General features: G+C 58.5%; 11 protein-coding genes and 1 tRNA gene. 6 read left to right on the top strand and 6 right to left on the bottom strand.

Annotated features, from left to right (window positions below):
* Positions 1-324: 324 nt before the first annotated feature.
* The 3 genes from Q0U90_RS10555 to Q0U90_RS10545 form a co-directional block, all read right to left on the bottom strand.
* Positions 325-398, bottom strand: a tRNA-Leu gene (locus Q0U90_RS10555).
* 50 nt (positions 399-448) lie between these two features.
* The gene (locus Q0U90_RS10550) at positions 449-1,426 is read right to left on the bottom strand and encodes a DUF368 domain-containing protein (RefSeq protein ID WP_297454778.1); all 978 of its coding nucleotides are present in this window, start codon (positions 1,424-1,426) and stop codon (positions 449-451) included.
* A gap of 190 nt (positions 1,427-1,616) precedes the next feature.
* Positions 1,617-2,207 carry a helix-turn-helix domain-containing protein gene (locus Q0U90_RS10545; RefSeq protein ID WP_297454775.1) on the bottom strand — a complete coding sequence of 197 codons (591 nt, stop codon included), beginning with the start codon at positions 2,205-2,207 and terminating at the stop codon, positions 1,617-1,619.
* A gap of 444 nt (positions 2,208-2,651) precedes the next feature.
* Between Q0U90_RS10545 and polA the strand changes: the two genes are divergently transcribed.
* From polA to coaE, 4 genes are all read left to right on the top strand, one after another.
* A complete protein-coding gene (gene polA / locus Q0U90_RS10540) occupies positions 2,652-5,297 on the top strand; it encodes a DNA polymerase I (protein ID WP_297454772.1) in 2,646 nt (881 codons plus the stop codon).
* A 282-nt stretch (positions 5,298-5,579) separates the two neighbouring features.
* Complete coding sequence (rpsA, locus tag Q0U90_RS10535) at positions 5,580-7,043, top strand: 30S ribosomal protein S1 (RefSeq protein WP_005510285.1); 1,464 nt, start codon at positions 5,580-5,582, stop codon at positions 7,041-7,043.
* Positions 7,044-7,425: 382 nt separating this feature from the next.
* Positions 7,426-8,547: a glutathione S-transferase C-terminal domain-containing protein gene (locus Q0U90_RS10530; RefSeq protein ID WP_297454766.1), complete on the top strand. Its 1,122-nt coding sequence runs from the start codon at positions 7,426-7,428 to the stop codon at positions 8,545-8,547.
* 33 nt (positions 8,548-8,580) lie between these two features.
* On the top strand, positions 8,581-9,189 hold the full coding sequence (coaE, locus tag Q0U90_RS10525; protein WP_297454763.1) for a dephospho-CoA kinase: 609 nt from the start codon (positions 8,581-8,583) through the stop codon (positions 9,187-9,189).
* Between the two features lie 78 nt (positions 9,190-9,267).
* On the opposite strand, the gene Q0U90_RS10520 is transcribed toward coaE, so the two are convergent.
* From Q0U90_RS10520 to Q0U90_RS10510, 3 genes are all read right to left on the bottom strand, one after another.
* Entirely contained in the window at positions 9,268-10,458 is a 1,191-nt protein-coding gene (locus tag Q0U90_RS10520) for an aminotransferase class I/II-fold pyridoxal phosphate-dependent enzyme (RefSeq protein WP_297454759.1), read from the bottom strand.
* Positions 10,459-10,558: 100 nt separating this feature from the next.
* The gene (locus tag Q0U90_RS10515; RefSeq protein WP_297454757.1) at positions 10,559-11,281 is read right to left on the bottom strand and encodes a hypothetical protein; all 723 of its coding nucleotides are present in this window, start codon (positions 11,279-11,281) and stop codon (positions 10,559-10,561) included.
* Positions 11,282-11,375: 94 nt separating this feature from the next.
* Positions 11,376-12,260, bottom strand: a complete 885-nt coding sequence (locus Q0U90_RS10510) for a DUF559 domain-containing protein (protein WP_297454755.1) — start codon at positions 12,258-12,260, stop codon at positions 11,376-11,378.
* A 367-nt stretch (positions 12,261-12,627) separates the two neighbouring features.
* Between Q0U90_RS10510 and uvrB the strand changes: the two genes are divergently transcribed.
* On the top strand, positions 12,628-14,760 hold the full coding sequence (gene uvrB, locus Q0U90_RS10505; protein ID WP_297454752.1) for an excinuclease ABC subunit UvrB: 2,133 nt from the start codon (positions 12,628-12,630) through the stop codon (positions 14,758-14,760).
* 133 nt (positions 14,761-14,893) lie between these two features.
* On the top strand, positions 14,894-15,334 hold the full coding sequence (locus Q0U90_RS10500; protein WP_297454749.1) for a universal stress protein: 441 nt from the start codon (positions 14,894-14,896) through the stop codon (positions 15,332-15,334).
* Positions 15,335-15,478: the final 144 nt, after the last annotated feature.

Raw genomic sequence — 15,478 nt, 5'->3', positions numbered from 1 at the left:
ATGGAAACTACAGGGCAAGTAAGCCATACCGGGACCAGCGACTATCCCCATTATCAGGGACACTCACAAGGTAACGGGGCGAGTCCTGCCATGGCACTACTCCGCACCACAGAAGTGGTGGCGGGGTTTTCTTATACCCGAAAACTGATTCACCCAGGAGCTAACGCAGGACCTAGCACGTAATACGCGGCTCATTTTTGGCTCAAAATACCCGTGAAAGTACGTGAAAGTGCGTGACAAAGAGTGAAAGATAGTGAATACTAACCCAAGCAAAAACCCGCCCCCACCAGGCTAAAAGCCAGGTGAAAGCGGGTTTTAAAATCGTGCCCCCGGTGAGACTCGAACTCACACTGGACGGGTTTTGAATCCGTTGCCTCTGCCAATTGGGCTACAGGGGCGCAAAGCCGTCGATAAGCGAAAATGCTCTATCGAAGCGACTTTGACTAGTTTAGTCCATCGACCCCGAATTAGAAAAACGGCGCTGCGCATAAGCGACGACGCTGACGATTGCGGCGCCGAGAATGAACAGTCCGAGGGCGAGTCCCCAGTCGGAGCCGATGCCCTGGAGCTCGTTGTTTTCGGTCTGCCACGGCCAGAGAGCGCGCAGAGAACCGAGCATGAGTCCGGACATGGCGACCAGCGTGAGCGCCTGGTGTGTACTCAACAGCCATTCGAGGAGACGGATGAACAGGACGATGCCAATCAGTGCGCCGACGAAGAACGTGCCGATGTAGGCGACGTCACGATCATGAATTGCGCCCATGGTCGGCGCGTAGAGGCCGATGACCAACAGGAAGAAGGAGCCGGAAACGCCCGGCAGAACCAGCGCGCACACGGCAATCGAAGCGGCGATGAGCACAAGCCACAGAGGCGGCTGTGTCGGAGCGGCCTGCGGTAGGGAAGTCAGCGCGAACAGGGCGACGCTGAAAAACAGGAATACAGCGATGGCCTTGCCGCGCATTCCTGGCTGACGCAGAGCACCCGGCTGTAGCTCGTTCAGCGGCATAGTAATCGAGGCGGCGATCATGCCCATGAACAGTGCTCGGGAAGCGACTGGCTGGTTGGTGACGAAGTCCTCCATGATGCCGGCCATGGAGAAGACCACGGCAACCATGCCGATAGCCACCGGAATAAGCAGCCACCAGTCAATCCTGCGTAGGTCCTCCTTCAAGGTGCCCTTCGAGATTGCCCGCGGCAGGTCGGTGATGCGCTTTGCCGATTCAATCAGGCGTCCGTAGATGCCCGTGATTAGTGCAAGGGTGCCGCCGGAGACACCCGGAATCGTCTCGGCGAGACCAATGAGGCCACCACGTACCGCGTTGGCGATGACACCCAGCGGGGTTGGCTTCGGGATTTCGGAGTAGGGGCTCGTGGTCGGCAGCGTGGTCGACTCTGCGCCAGGAGCGCTCAAATTTTCAGTAGACATCGCAGGCCATTGTATGTCTTCCACCTGAGAAGAAGCGTATTTCCACGTGTGTATAAGTGGCGTCGGGGTGCGATTAAGAACACAAAATAAAAAAGCAGCGCCTGGGGAGGCGCTGCTGGTGCAGTGAGTTACGCAGGGGTAGGCGGTATGAGGTGGGTGGTGGAGCTGCTCCCTGAGCTGTGCTCGGACCTTAGCCGCGCTCGATAATCTGCTGCAGGCAGTTCCCCAGGGCCTCTACCGAAATCCGCGGGGCGTTGGCCTCGTCGATCAAACCGGTATCAGAAAGAACCAGGTATCCGACGCAGAGGGAAACAACCATCTGGCTGCGGTACACAGCCGTGTCGTGGCTGATGTCCTCTGGGCCGTCCTCTTCGACGCGACGAATCAGGTCGTCTGCAACAGCCTCGTTGAACCGCTCAGCGATGACTTTTGCAGTTTCCTCGGAGTCGAGGGATCCGACGATTAGCGGAATCATGGACTGTCCCGCCAGACCTTGACCAGTCAAAACTGCACTGGCCATCCGCGGGCCAAGTTCATTGAAGGGAGCTCGGCTGAGCGTGCCTTTGAACTGGCTGAAGTCAATCAGTTCGGCCATGAGGCCTTCTTTGGAGCCGAAGTACTTAATGATGAGCGGGGCGCTGACGCCCGCATCGCTGGCAATTTCCTTCAGTGGCACGCTTCGCAGCGGCTTGCGTGCGAAGTGCCGAGCTGCAGCCGCGATAATGCGCTCGCGGGTGGACTGGGCGCTCTGTTGGAAATTGGTCGAATCGAACTCACTCATGCTGAAGAGTCTAAAACTACGGAAGTGAAACTACGCCAATTGATTTCGGGTATATGCGCAGGACGTGGCGATTTGGTTTCGCGACCACCTCAAAGAGGGGGTAATTTCTAGGTGCCTCATTTCGGGTCGACTGCGTGCATGTTGTTGAACAAAGGTTGGAGAATATGGAAAAACTCCAGGAAAAATAAAGCGAATCTTGAATTTGGGTTACAGCATTTCGGAAACTGCAACCAAGCGCCAAGCGACGCTTAGGAGGCGTAACCTTGCGAAGCATTGTTCAGGTGGACTAAAGGGCGTTTGAGTGCTTTTCAAAATGCCGCTTGATTACCGTAATTATTGTTCACTGAAGCAGGCCGACCAACAACTCATCCACCGTAGCCCGCGAATCCCAGCGGGAATCTCAGTTTTCCTACGATGTTCAATATTTTCCTACACTGGGATGTCATGAAGAAGACCCTCATGCTTATCGACGGTCATTCCATGGCCTTCCGCGCGTTCTTTGCCCTTCCGGTGGATAACTTCTCAACCACTGGTGGTCAGACAACGAACGCGGTGTACGGCTTCCTCTCCATGCTGTCCAACATCCTCAGCGAGGAAAAGCCCACGCACGTGGCGGTCGCCTTCGACGTCGCCCGCGAGACCTTCCGTAATGAGATCTTCCCGGAATACAAGGCCCAGCGTGAGAAGACTCCTGAGGAATTCCGTGGTCAGGTGCCACTTATTCAGCAGGTGCTGAAAGAGATGGGCATCGTCACGCTGGAAAAGGACAACTACGAGGCCGACGACATCATCGCCACGTTGGCTACCCAGGCCAAGCCCGAGGGCTTCGAAACGCTCATCGTCACCGGCGACCGCGACTCGTTCCAGTTGGTCAACGACACCACTACGGTGCTCTATCCAATGCGCGGCGTCACTACGCTTCATCGCTTCACGCCAGAGGCTATTGAGAAGAAATATGGTCTGACACCGACGCAGTACCCGGACTTCGCGGCCCTCCGCGGTGACCCTTCCGATAACCTCCCGGGCATTCCGGGGGTCGGCGAGAAAACTGCGACGAAGTGGATCGTTCAGTACGGCACGCTGGCAAACCTCATCGACCACGCCGACGAAATCCGCGGCAAGGTTGGCGACAACTTCCGCGAGCGCGTCGCAAATGTCCAGCTGAACCGCGACATCACCGAAATGGTCAAGGACCTGCCCTTGCCATACGGCCCGAATGAGCTCGAGCTCCGTCCCGCCGACGCCCAGGGAATCATTGACTTCTTCGACCGCCTCGAATTCGGCGACAACCTCCGCGAGCGCGTCTTCCGCACCCTTTCTATCGAAGGCGCGGGCGTCACCGCCTCCACCAGTGACAGCGCGACAAAGCTCGAGGCTGTCTCGCTTGACGACGGCACCCTGGCCGCCTGGCTCGATGAACTGCAAGAGCCGGCCGCGTTGCAGGTCGGGGAGCACACCCTGATGATTGGCTCCGCCGATGAGAAGGGCAAGACCTCCGGTCAGGCCGTTTCTCTCGACCTCGGCGAGCTATCCACAGAGGATGCCGACGCACTGCGTGAGTGGCTCGCTGGCGACCACCCGAAGCTGGTGCATGACTGTAAATCGGCCATGCATGCGCTCTGGAACTACGACTTCGAACTGGCAGGGGTTATCCACGACACCTTCCTGGCCGCGTATCTGCTGCGCCCGAGCCAGCGCAGCTACAGCTTGGACAACGTCGTCCAGCGTCACTTGGGCCAGACTCTCTCGCAGACCGATGGTCAGATGACCCTGCTCGATGGCCCGACCGAAGACGCTTCCCATGTCGCCGCCGTCATTGACCTAGCGGAGCGGTTGGCTCTCGAACTCGATGAGGCCGGACTCTACAGCGTGTATGCCGACCTGGAAGTTCCGCTCGCTCCAGTGCTTGGCCGAATGGAGCGCGCTGGTATCGCTGTGGATGTTGATGCCCTCGAGGAGCTCCGCAAGCAGGCGCAGGCGGCCACCGATGAGGCGGAGAGTGAGGCTCGCAACCTCGTCGATAAGCCTGAGCTGAATCTCGGATCGCCGAAGCAGTTGCAAGAAGTCCTGTTTGACCAGCTGGGAATGCCCAAGACGAAAAAGACGAAGACTGGCTATTCCACGGCGGCGAAGGAAATTGAGGGGTTGGCGAAGGTCAATCCGCATCCGTTCCTGGATTACCTGCTGAAGTTCCGCGAGTCGCAAAAGATGAAGTCGACCGTGGAAGGATTGATTAAGGCCGTCGCCGATGATGGCCGTATTCATACGACCTTTAATCAGACGGTCGCGGCGACGGGGCGTCTGTCGTCGACGGAGCCGAACCTGCAGAACATCCCGGTGCGCACGGAGTTCGGGCGACGGATTCGTGAGGCGTTTGTGGTGGGCGATGGCTATGCGCAGCTGATTACCGCGGACTACTCGCAGATTGAGATGCGTGTGATGGCGCACCTGTCGGAGGATCCGGGGCTGATTGAGGCCTACCGACAGGGCGAGGACCTGCACAATTACGTCGGCTCGAAGGTCTTCGGCGTCGGCATTGATGAGGTCACGCCTGAGCTTCGTCGTCGTGTGAAGGCGATGAGCTACGGTCTGGCCTACGGTCTGAGCGCTTTTGGTCTGGCTCAGCAGCTCGACATTCCGCAGCGCGAGGCGAAAAAGCTCATGGAGGACTACTTCGAGCGTTTCGGTGGCGTGCGCGATTACCTGCACAAAGTTGTTGAGCAGGCGCGCAAGGACGGCTTTACGGCCACGATGTTCGATCGGCGCCGCTACCTGCCGGAACTCAACGCCGACAACCGCATTGCTCGCGATAACGCGGAACGCGAGGCTTTGAACTCACCGATCCAGGGGTCGGCGGCAGACATTATTAAAATCGCGATGCTCCGGGTCGACGATGCTTTACGACGAGGCGGGTTGCGCTCACATGTCCTCCTGCAGGTTCATGACGAGCTGGTTGTGGAAGTTGCAGATGGGGAAGAGGCGGCCATCAAGGAGCTGTTGCATCGTGAGATGGACTCGGCGGCTGAATTGCTGGTGCCGTTGGATGTTTCCATCGGTGCTGGTGTGAACTGGGATGCTGCTGCGCATTAGTGGTGCGCAGGCGGGGCGGCGGTCGCGACCGGCAGACCTTTTGCGGACTTGCCGGGCATGAGTTGCGGACTTGAATGTCGCAGCTCAAATCGGTATTGTTCGCTAGGTATGCATTAGCGTGCCGACTTTGCAGCCTCGAGCTTCAGGGATGCCGGGTTAACTAATTGCCAATGGCGAGATTCGCCGAAAGCGGATTTGGCCCGGTTCACCAGGAGTTTCTTTGAGGGGCAAGGCCGAAATTGTCCGTTTTTCGATTTCTATCCGCTTCGGAGCACATCTTATATGTCCACTTCTAACGTCCCTCAGGTTGCCATCAACGACATTGGCACCGCTGAGGATTTCCTGGCCGCTGTCGACTCGACGATGAAGTACTTCAACGATGGTGACATCGTTGAGGGCACCGTCGTTAAGGTTGACCGCGACGAGGTTCTTCTCGACATCGGCTACAAGACTGAAGGTGTCATTCCTTCCCGCGAACTGTCCATCAAGCACGATGTCGACCCTGATGAAGTGGTCGAAGTTGGCGATGAGATCGACGCGCTGGTCCTGACCAAGGAAGACAAGGAAGGCCGCCTCATCCTGTCCAAGAAGCGCGCTCAGTACGAGCGTGCCTGGGGCACCATCGAGCAGCTCAAGGAGAACGACGAGCCGGTTACCGGTACCGTCATCGAGGTCGTCAAGGGCGGCCTGATTCTCGACATCGGCCTGCGTGGCTTCCTGCCGGCTTCTCTCGTTGAGATGCGTCGTGTCCGCGACCTCCAGCCGTACATCGGCCAGGAGATCGAGGCCAAGATCATCGAGCTCGACAAGAACCGCAACAACGTCGTTCTGTCCCGCCGTGCATGGCTCGAGCAGACCCAGTCTGAGGTCCGCTCCGAGTTCCTGCACCAGCTGCAGAAGGGCCAGGTCCGCAAGGGTGTCGTTTCCTCCATCGTCAACTTCGGCGCATTCGTCGATCTCGGTGGTGTTGACGGCCTGGTTCACGTTTCCGAGCTGTCCTGGAAGCACATCGACCACCCGTCCGAGGTTGTCCAGGTTGGCGACGAGGTCACCGTCGAGGTTCTCGAGGTCGACCTGAACCGCGAGCGCGTCTCCCTGTCCTTGAAGGCTACCCAGGAAGACCCGTGGCGCGTCTTCGCCCGCACTCACGCAATCGGCCAGATTGTTCCGGGCAAGGTCACCAAGCTGGTTCCGTTCGGTGCGTTCGTCCGCGTCGAAGAGGGCATCGAGGGCCTGGTTCACATCTCCGAGCTGGCTTCCCGCCACATCGACGTTCCGGACCAGATTGTCTCCGTCGACGAGCAGGTCATGGTCAAGGTCATCGACATCGACCTCGAGCGTCGTCGTATCTCCCTGTCCCTCAAGCAGGCTGACGAGGACTTCACCGAAGAGTTCGACCCGACCAAGTACGGCATGGGCGACTCCTACGACGAGCAGGGCAACTACATCTTCCCGGAGGGCTTCGACCCGGAGACCAACGAGTGGATGGAGGGCTTCGAGACCCAGCGCGCAGAGTGGGAGGCTCGCTACGCAGAGGCAGAGCGTCACCACCAGCTGCACGCTGCCCAGATCGAGCGTCACCGCGCTGCAGCTGCCGAGGCTGCAGAGACCGCTTCGAACTACTCTTCCGAGTCCGGTGAGGCAGCACCGGCTGCTCCGGCCGCACCGGCTGCAGACAATGCTGGCGGCACCTTGGCTTCCGATGAGCAGCTCGCTGCTCTGCGTGAGAAGCTGGCTGGCAACTAAGCTAGACCGCTTTGGTAGGCGGCTTTAAGAGCGCCTACATTCGACTTCGGAATCGCCCCGGCGAGGTTTTCCTCGCTGGGGCTTTTTCGTGCCTTCTTTGCTTTACGACGGGCACCTGCTCGGCCCTGTTTTCCTTAAGGCGACTTGGGTGCTTGCTGGATCTTTGGTCCTGGTGGTCGGAATTCGGGCCATGAATGTGGCACCGCTGTTGCCTAGGGCGGGCTTGCGCTTCACCGGAAGTGGCTTGCTGCGCAGTAACCTGCTGCTGGCGAAGCGCAAACCGTCCTAATGGCCCTGGTGACCCTGTTTATTTGGGTGTTCCTATCGATTTTGGTGGCTCTCGCTGTCTTGACCGCCGTTGACAGCCTGTCTGCCTACCCATATGATTGGTGACATGACAACAAAGTATGAAGTTAATCAGGTAGATAACGCTAATCAGGTAGAAGATTCCTCCCATTCCACCGGAGGTGTGTACTCCCAGGAGGGCAAAGACTTTAACCGCGATACTCGCTATATCAATGACCGCATTGTCAAGAAAGGTCGCGAGGTAGACGACGGGATTAAGACGTGGCCAGTCGAAGCTGGTCGCTACCGCCTTATTGCGGCTCGCGCGTGTCCGTGGGCACACCGCACGCTTATCGTTCGCAGGCTGCTCGGCCTGGAAGATGCAATTTCGGTCGGTATTTCCGGGCCGGTCCACGATGCTCGTTCCTGGACTTTCGACAAGGGGCCAGGCGGCCGAGATGAAATGCTCGGCTATGAGCGTCTTCAAGAGGCATTTCTCAAGCGTTACCCTGATTACCGGCGGGGCATTACCGTCCCGGCCATCGTCGAGGTTGAATCGGGCGAGGTTGTGACCAACGACTTCCCCTGGATTACCTTGGACTTCATTACCGAGTGGACGGAGTTCCACCGCGACGGCGCCCCGGATCTCTACCCAGTGGAGATGCGTGAGGAAATGGATGAGCTCATGCAGTTCATCTATACCGAAATCAATAACGGTGTCTATCGCTGTGGCTTCGCGGGTTCGCAGGAGTCCTATGACAAGGCTTACGACCGACTGTTCAGCGCCCTTGACAAGGTTTCTGAGCGCTTAGAGGCCCGCCGCTACCTCATGGGCGACCACATCACTGAGGCCGACATTCGCCTTTACACGACCCTCATCCGCTTCGATGCCGTCTACCACGGTCACTTCAAGTGCAACCGGAGCAAGATCTCCGAGATGCCGGTTCTATATAACTACCTGCGCGATCTCTTCCAGACGCCGGGCTTTGGCGACACCACTGACTTCGTCGACATCAAGCGCCACTACTACGAGGTCCATCGCGACCTCAATCCGCTTGGCATTGTCCCGAAGGGTCCGGAGCTTTCCGGCCTGCTCCAGCCGCACGGCCGCGAGGCCCTTGGTGGCAGCCCATTTGGTAACGGTACCGCTCCGGACCCCGTTAACCCTGATCCCGTTGAAGAGGGCCACCGCATCGAGGATCTCGTCGTAAAGCACTAACGTGCGGGGGCGTGTCCACGTACCCTTAGAGACATGCTCAAAGTAGGACTAACCGGTGGCATGGGCAGTGGGAAATCTACGGTCGCTCGTAGGTTCGCCGAGCTCGGTGCCGTCATCATCGACGCCGATCAAATTGCTCGCGACGTCGTCGAACCCGGCGAACCGGCACTGGCCGAACTCGCCGAAGCCTTCGGTGAGGATATTTTGCTTGACGACGGCTCCCTCAACCGCGGCGAACTTGCGAAACGGGCCTTCGTATCCGCCGAGAAGACGGAGCTGCTGAACTCGATTACCCATCCGCGAATTGAGCAGCGCACTGAAGAGCAGTTCAACGCGGCAGGCGATGCCATCATCGTGTTTGACTCGCCGCTGCTGATTGAGATGGGGCAGTCGGAAGCACAGGACCTCGTCGTGGTTGTGCACACACCGGTGGAGGTCCGTCTCGACCGCCTGGTGCAAAGCCGCGGTGTGGACCGAGAGGATGCGAAGCAGCGCATCGCTAAGCAAATCAGCGACGATAAGCGTTTGCAGTTCGCCGATGTCGTCCTGGAAAACTCGGGCACTGAGGAGGACCTCGTGCGCCAGGTTGACCGGATTTGGGAGCGGATCATTCAGCCACTGAATCAGATCCGCCAGCTGTAGGCTGGTCAGAAGCAGACTGGTCAGCAGCAGACCGACCAGTAAACAGCTCCGCCAGTAGGTCAGCCAGCAGAAGCCCAGCTAAGAGACAGACCGAGCAGCGAGATAGTTCCGCAGTCGAGCGATAGCCTCCTCAATCACCTCGGCGCGCTTGCAGAAAGCGAATCGCACCAGGTAGCGGTATTTTTCTGACTCCGGGTCGTCTACAAAAGCGGTAACGGGGATGGCCGCGACGCGGCATTCCTTGACCAAGCGGATGCAGGTCTCCAAGGCGTCGCCAAGCTCCCAGCTCGAGATATCGGCGACGACAAAATACCCAGCCTGGGGCGTGAAAACAGGGGCACCAAGGCGCTCCAACCCATCGACGAGGAGACGCATGTTGCTCTCGAGTTGGCCCGCTAGCTCATCCACCCACGGAGCGCATTCCTGCAGGCCACGGGCGACCGCCGGCTGGAGGGGAGTAGCTCCGACATAACTTAAGAACTGCTTGGCCTTGACCACACCATCGAGGAGGTTAGCCGGGGCGAGCGCCCAGCCGATTTTCCAACCGGTGACGTTGAAGGTCTTTGCGGCGCTGGACACGACAATGGTGCGCTCACGCATGCCGGGCAGGGCGCTGATGGAAGAGTGTGACAATCCGTTGAAGTACAGGCGTTCGTAGACTTCGTCGGCAAGCACGAGCAGATTGTTTGCGATGGCGACATCGGCGATGGTCTGCAAGTCCTCGTTCGTGAGGACGGTGCCGGTGGGGTTGTGCGGCGAGTTGATGATAATCATGGCCGTGTCATCGGTGATGGCATCGGCAAGTGCGCTGCGATCGAGCGACCAGGAGCTTGCTGTATCAGAAACCGTGGGAATGAGTGGCACCGCGGTATAGGTGCAGTTCGCCAGCGCGATGGCGGCTTTGTAGGAATCGTAGTACGGCTCGATGACGATGACGTGGCTGCCGGGTTCTAGTTGCCCTAAGGCAGTGGCGGCAATCGCTTCCGTGGCGCCGACGGTGACCAGGCATTCGGTGTCGGCATCGTAGACCTGCCCCGTGCGGCGGGCGCGGTCAGCGACGATGGCATCGCGCAGCACCTTCATACCGCGGCCAGGGCCGTACTGGTTATTCCCGCTGGCTATCTGATGCTGCGCCTCAGCGAGCACCTCCGTCGGCCCATCCCAATCGGGGAAGCCCTGCCCGAGATTGATTGCCTCGTGCTCGGTAGCGAGGCGGGACATGGTGGCGAAGATGGTCTCGCCGAAGGGGCGCAAGCGGGAAACAGTCATGGTTTCACTGTAGGCGGGAGATTGTGCGCTTGTTGTGATTCCCCGTGGATTGCAGCAGGCGGCCGGCAGTTGCACCACCTGCCGACCGCCACCAGGTTCGCTAGAACATGTAAATCTTTGCGTTGTTGCCGCCGGTGCACACCACTACATCGTCTTGTGTGCTGCAGCGGAGGTCGTAGGTTTTGCCGGTCGCGGGGCTCTTGGCCTTGATGTTTGGCTGCAGATGGTCTCGAATGTTGTCCTCCGAGGCATTAAGGCCCTTGGTCTGCTGATTGAACACCGCTTTCGCAAAGTCGCAGCTGGTATTCGGACCCGCCGCGATGAGGTTGAGGCCGTACCCATCGCCATAGATGCAGGTAGTTGCCTGCTCACCGCCCGCCATGAACGTTGATTCCGGGTTGGGGTTGTTGGAAATCTCAGCAGTCATGTCTTCGCGAAGCCCGCCGCTTCCGTCGCTTTCGCTTGACGACGTCGACGTGGCACCAGCATCCTCCGTCGGTTTCTTACCGCTCTGTTCTGGTGCCGTACCGGTGGGATTTGGCATGTTGTCGTTTTCAGTCTTTGATGCCCTGGTTTTCGTCTCGGTGACAGTAGCGGTTTCGGCAGCGGTTGCGTCAGCGGCGGTTGCTTCGGCATTAGTGTTGTCAGCGCTGGCGGGGTCCGTTGCTGCTTCGTTTCCCTGTGTGGAACAGGCGGAGAAGGTCAATGTGGCGGCTGTGAGGATGCAGGCGACAAGGGCCCGGTGTGAGGTGGTTTTTCGAGTGGCGGAACCTGTACAAGCGGCAGGGGGAGTGTGGGCGTGTGGGAGGTGCGAGGTGTTCATAAGCGCCAGGCTAGTTACTATTCATGCAATTTTCACTACAAAAGTAATAACAGTTCGATGAAAATAAGCGGTGATTATCTGGGCATATTGACAGTTATCCCTGTTTGTTTGCGTAGCCAACAGTTGGATTCCACTCCCAGACCTTCTGGCAAGCTGGCCACCCTGGTTTATAGTCCGCGCGGGGACGGCGTTTTTGCACCCATCGAATTGCCTGCTCGATTTCGTCGAGGACGCTGTCGAGATTCCAATTGATGCATGAGTCCGTGAATCTCAGGACTATCCAGCCGTGCAGTGTGCCAGAGTTGGCCTTCCAACGATCTGAGATGAATGATTCTGCGTTGGCGTGGTACTTTTCGGAGTCGACCTCGATGGCTATTTTCCACTGGTCAAGCAGGATGTCGAAGCAGTACGGGCCGATGTATTGGTTCATTCGGACGCGGTAGCCACGCTTGATTAAAGGGCGGACCAGTTTGCGCTCGAGTTCGCTGCATGCGCCGATTGGCGTGGTGGCGATAGTTTCACGCAGCCATGCGGGAACTTTCTGCATCCGACTGAGGTCGTGGTTGAGGCGTCGCTCGCCGTCTCTGCCGAAATAATGCTTTTCCAGAATCAGGCGTGCGAAGTCTTTCGAGGCTCGTGCTGCCCAAAGGGCTTCGACAACTGGGATGCCATTGATGCTCGTGCAGGCCGGCAGACGGCTGTGCCTAATGGAGAAAGCCTTGGCCTGAACTGATCCCGTGCCTTCTGCCTGGATAGGAAGTGTCAGGGGAAGTCTCAAGTGGATTTGAGCTGCGCTTTTGCCGCTTAGCGCAATATTTTTGTAGTGTCCCGTGATTGTTCGGGCGACTGAGGCGGGAGAGTAGTCGTCAATGTAGAGGCCGCGTACTAAGCGGAATAGCTTGCCTTGTTCTAAGAGAGTTCTGGTCTTTTTCTCGCCGATGCCGAGTGTTCGTAGCTGCGCCGTGGTGAAACTTCCCATGGCCGGGGACTTTAAACTTTCTCAGCTCTGTTCTTTCTCTGAGGGAGGAACTCTAGGTCCAATCTGTGGACAACTTTCAGAGTGTGGATAACCACTGTCGCACGCCCAGGAAACCCCGCAGATCCAGCCGCAGACAATCGGTAAGACGGCTTGCGCTTCACCAGGATCTGCTTACTGCGCAGTAAGCACCCGCTGGTGAAGCGCAAGCCCGCCTTTGCTGGCCTGACGCCGACTTTATGACAGCCTTGTACCCGACAACCTCAGCCCTGCCCCAACCGCAGCCCCACCCCAACCGCAGCCCCGCCCCAACCTCAGGGAAGAGAGCGTAACCGGCCGATGTAAAGCACCCTTCGCTACGCTGGGAACTATGGCATTTGCAGCAGAGCAACCCGTCCTCGCACACTCGGAGTTCCGGCCCGTCGGTGAAGTCGAGCGCGCTGAGGGAACCTTCGAGGTCATCAGCGAGTTCGAGCCCTCGGGCGACCAGCCGCAGGCAATCGCGGAACTGTCGGAACGCCTGGACAGAGGCGAGCGCGAGGTAGTCCTGATGGGTGCCACGGGTACTGGTAAGTCAGCCACCGCGGCGTGGCTGATCGAAAAGGTGCAACGGCCAACCCTGGTCATGGCACCGAACAAGACGCTGGCGGCTCAGCTGGCCAATGAGCTCCGCAGCCTGCTGCCAAACAACGCGGTCGAGTACTTCGTTTCCTACTACGACTACTACCAACCCGAGGCCTACATCGCGCAGACCGATACCTATATTGAAAAGGACTCCTCCATCAACGAGGATGTGGAGCGCCTACGCCACTCGGCTACTTCAGCGCTGCTGTCGCGTCGCGACGTCGTCGTCGTCAGCTCTGTTTCTTGCATCTATGGCCTGGGTACCCCGCAGTCCTACCTCGACCGTTCGGTGTGGCTGAAGGAGGGCGAAGAAGTCGACCGCGACCAATTCCTGCGTCTTTTGGTGGACATTCAGTACGCCCGCAATGACATCGCCTTTACCCGTGGCACCTTCCGAGTAAAAGGCGACGTGGTTGACATCATCCCGGCCTACGAAGAAAAGGCCGTGCGCGTGGAATTCTTCGGCGACGAGATTGATTCGCTGTACTACCTCAATCCAGTCACCGGAGATGTCATCGACCAGGTCCCTGAGCTGCGCATCTTCCCAGCTACGCACTATGTCGCAGGCCCGGAGCGCATGGAACGAGCCGTCGCGGACATCAAGGCCGAACTCGCCGAACGCCTGGCAGATCTGGAAAACCGCGGCAAGCTGCTGGAAGCACAACGCCTGCGCATGCGCACGGAGTACGACCTCGAAATGATCGAGCAGGTCGGGTTCTGTTCCGGCATTGAGAATTACTCGCGCCACATCGATGGCCGCGCGCCGGGCTCGGCCCCCGCGACGCTCATTGACTACTTCCCGGAGGACTTCCTCACCATCATCGATGAGTCACACGTCACCGTGCCGCAGATTGGCGGCATGTTCGAGGGCGATGCCTCCCGCAAGCGCAACCTCGTCGACTTCGGTTTCCGCCTCCCATCGGCGCTGGATAACCGCCCGCTGACGTTCGACGAATTCGATGCCCGCGTCGGCCAGGTCGTGTTTATGTCCGCAACGCCGGGTGACTATGAGCTCGAAAAGACCGGTGGCGAGGTCGTGGAGCAGGTCATTCGTCCGACGGGGCTGGTGGATCCCAAGATCGTCGTTAAGCCTACTGAGGGACAGATTGATGATCTCATCGGCGAGATCCGTAAGCGCACCGAGCGTGACGAGCGCGTGCTCGTGACCACCCTGACGAAGAAGATGGCGGAGGACCTGACCGACTACCTGCTCGAAAATGGCGTGCAGGTGCGGTACATGCACTCGGATGTGGATACGCTCAAACGTGTTGAACTGCTGCGACAGTTGCGTCTCGGTGAGTACGACGTGCTGGTCGGCATTAACCTGCTGCGCGAGGGCCTCGACCTGCCCGAGGTTTCGCTGGTGGCGATCCTCGACGCCGACAAGGAGGGGTTCCTGCGTTCGGAGCGCTCGTTGATTCAGACGATTGGTCGAGCCGCGCGAAACGTCTCCGGCGAGGTGCACATGTACGCCGACAAAATCACCGATTCCATGCAGTTCGCCATCGATGAGACGGAGCGCCGCCGCGAAAAGCAGATTGCGTACAACACGGAGCACGGCATCGACCCGCAGCCGCTGCGTAAGAAGATTGCGGACATCTTGGATCAGGTCTACGACAATGCTGACACCGATTACGAAGGCAAGACAGGTGCGGCCGCCGACGCGCTGCTCTCGCGTGCCGATGGCTCGGGCGCAGCCGATGGTGCCCGCGGTAAGCAGATGCCGCGGGCTGAGCTCGAGGCTCTTATTGCAGATCTGTCGGAGCAGATGGCCGCGGCTGCGCGTGAGTTGAAGTTCGAGCTCGCGGGGCGCTTGCGCGATGAGATTTTCGACCTCAAGAAGGAACTTAAGGGCATGATTGAGGCCGGTGTCGAGTAGTTTTTTGCTACTGTTGTGGGAAGTAAAACAGTGTATGCGCGAAAGTGTCTCTGGCCAGTGGGTTCGGGACAATTAAAGCGTGTACGCACGATGAACTGTTTTAATGCAACTTCCACAGTGAGGGATAGTTTTCATGAGTGATTACAAGACCATTGTTGTCGGCACGGATGGTTCTAAGTCGTCGCTGCTCGCGGTAGAGCGCGCTGCTTCGATTGCCGCTGCTTTCGATGCGACCCTGGTTATCGGCTGCGCTTACTACGAGACCCAAGAGGATGCGTCCAAGACCCTGCGCCAGGATTCGGTTCAGGTCCTCGGCGACGATCCGGCTCAGAAGAACCTGGCCGCTGCCAAGGAGGCCGCAGAGGCCGTTGGCGCTACCAATGTTGAGACTGAGGTTCGCTCGGGCTCCCCGGTTGAGGCTCTGATGTCCCTGGTCACTGACCGTCGCGCTGACCTGCTGGTGGTTGGTAACCGTGGTATTAACTCGCTGACTGGTCGTCTGCTGGGCTCCGTGCCGGCTGATGTTGCTCGTCAGTCGGATTGTGACGTCATGATTGTTCACACTGTGAGCTAATAAAACCGTGAGTTAGAAAAACGGTGAGCTAATAATTTAGCTTTCGTTTTAAACCGGCACTTCTGGGTTGGGGTGCCGGTTTTCTTTTTGGGGTTAAGGCTCAAAAAGTGTGTCTGGCTCGGCGTGTCGCTGGGGTTAGATGTG

It is taken from the genome of uncultured Corynebacterium sp. (assembly GCF_946998835.1).
Taxonomy (GTDB): Bacteria; Actinomycetota; Actinomycetes; order Mycobacteriales; family Mycobacteriaceae; genus Corynebacterium.
The sequence above is the reverse complement of the archived record's forward strand: the minus strand, read 5'-3'. Positions and strand labels throughout refer to the sequence as shown.

Coding starts and splice junctions, on each gene's coding strand:
- Q0U90_RS10530 (WP_297454766.1), top strand. CDS start 7,426: ATGATTGGTGACATGACAACAAAGTATGAAGTTAATCAGGTAGATAAC.
- Q0U90_RS10515 (WP_297454757.1), bottom strand. CDS start 11,281: ATGAACACCTCGCACCTCCCACACGCCCACACTCCCCCTGCCGCTTGT.
- uvrB (WP_297454752.1), top strand. CDS start 12,628: ATGGCATTTGCAGCAGAGCAACCCGTCCTCGCACACTCGGAGTTCCGG.
- rpsA (WP_005510285.1), top strand. CDS start 5,580: ATGTCCACTTCTAACGTCCCTCAGGTTGCCATCAACGACATTGGCACC.
- polA (WP_297454772.1), top strand. CDS start 2,652: ATGAAGAAGACCCTCATGCTTATCGACGGTCATTCCATGGCCTTCCGC.
- Q0U90_RS10500 (WP_297454749.1), top strand. CDS start 14,894: ATGAGTGATTACAAGACCATTGTTGTCGGCACGGATGGTTCTAAGTCG.
- Q0U90_RS10510 (WP_297454755.1), bottom strand. CDS start 12,260: ATGGGAAGTTTCACCACGGCGCAGCTACGAACACTCGGCATCGGCGAG.
- coaE (WP_297454763.1), top strand. CDS start 8,581: ATGCTCAAAGTAGGACTAACCGGTGGCATGGGCAGTGGGAAATCTACG.
- Q0U90_RS10550 (WP_297454778.1), bottom strand. CDS start 1,426: ATGTCTACTGAAAATTTGAGCGCTCCTGGCGCAGAGTCGACCACGCTG.
- Q0U90_RS10545 (WP_297454775.1), bottom strand. CDS start 2,207: ATGAGTGAGTTCGATTCGACCAATTTCCAACAGAGCGCCCAGTCCACC.
- Q0U90_RS10520 (WP_297454759.1), bottom strand. CDS start 10,458: ATGACTGTTTCCCGCTTGCGCCCCTTCGGCGAGACCATCTTCGCCACC.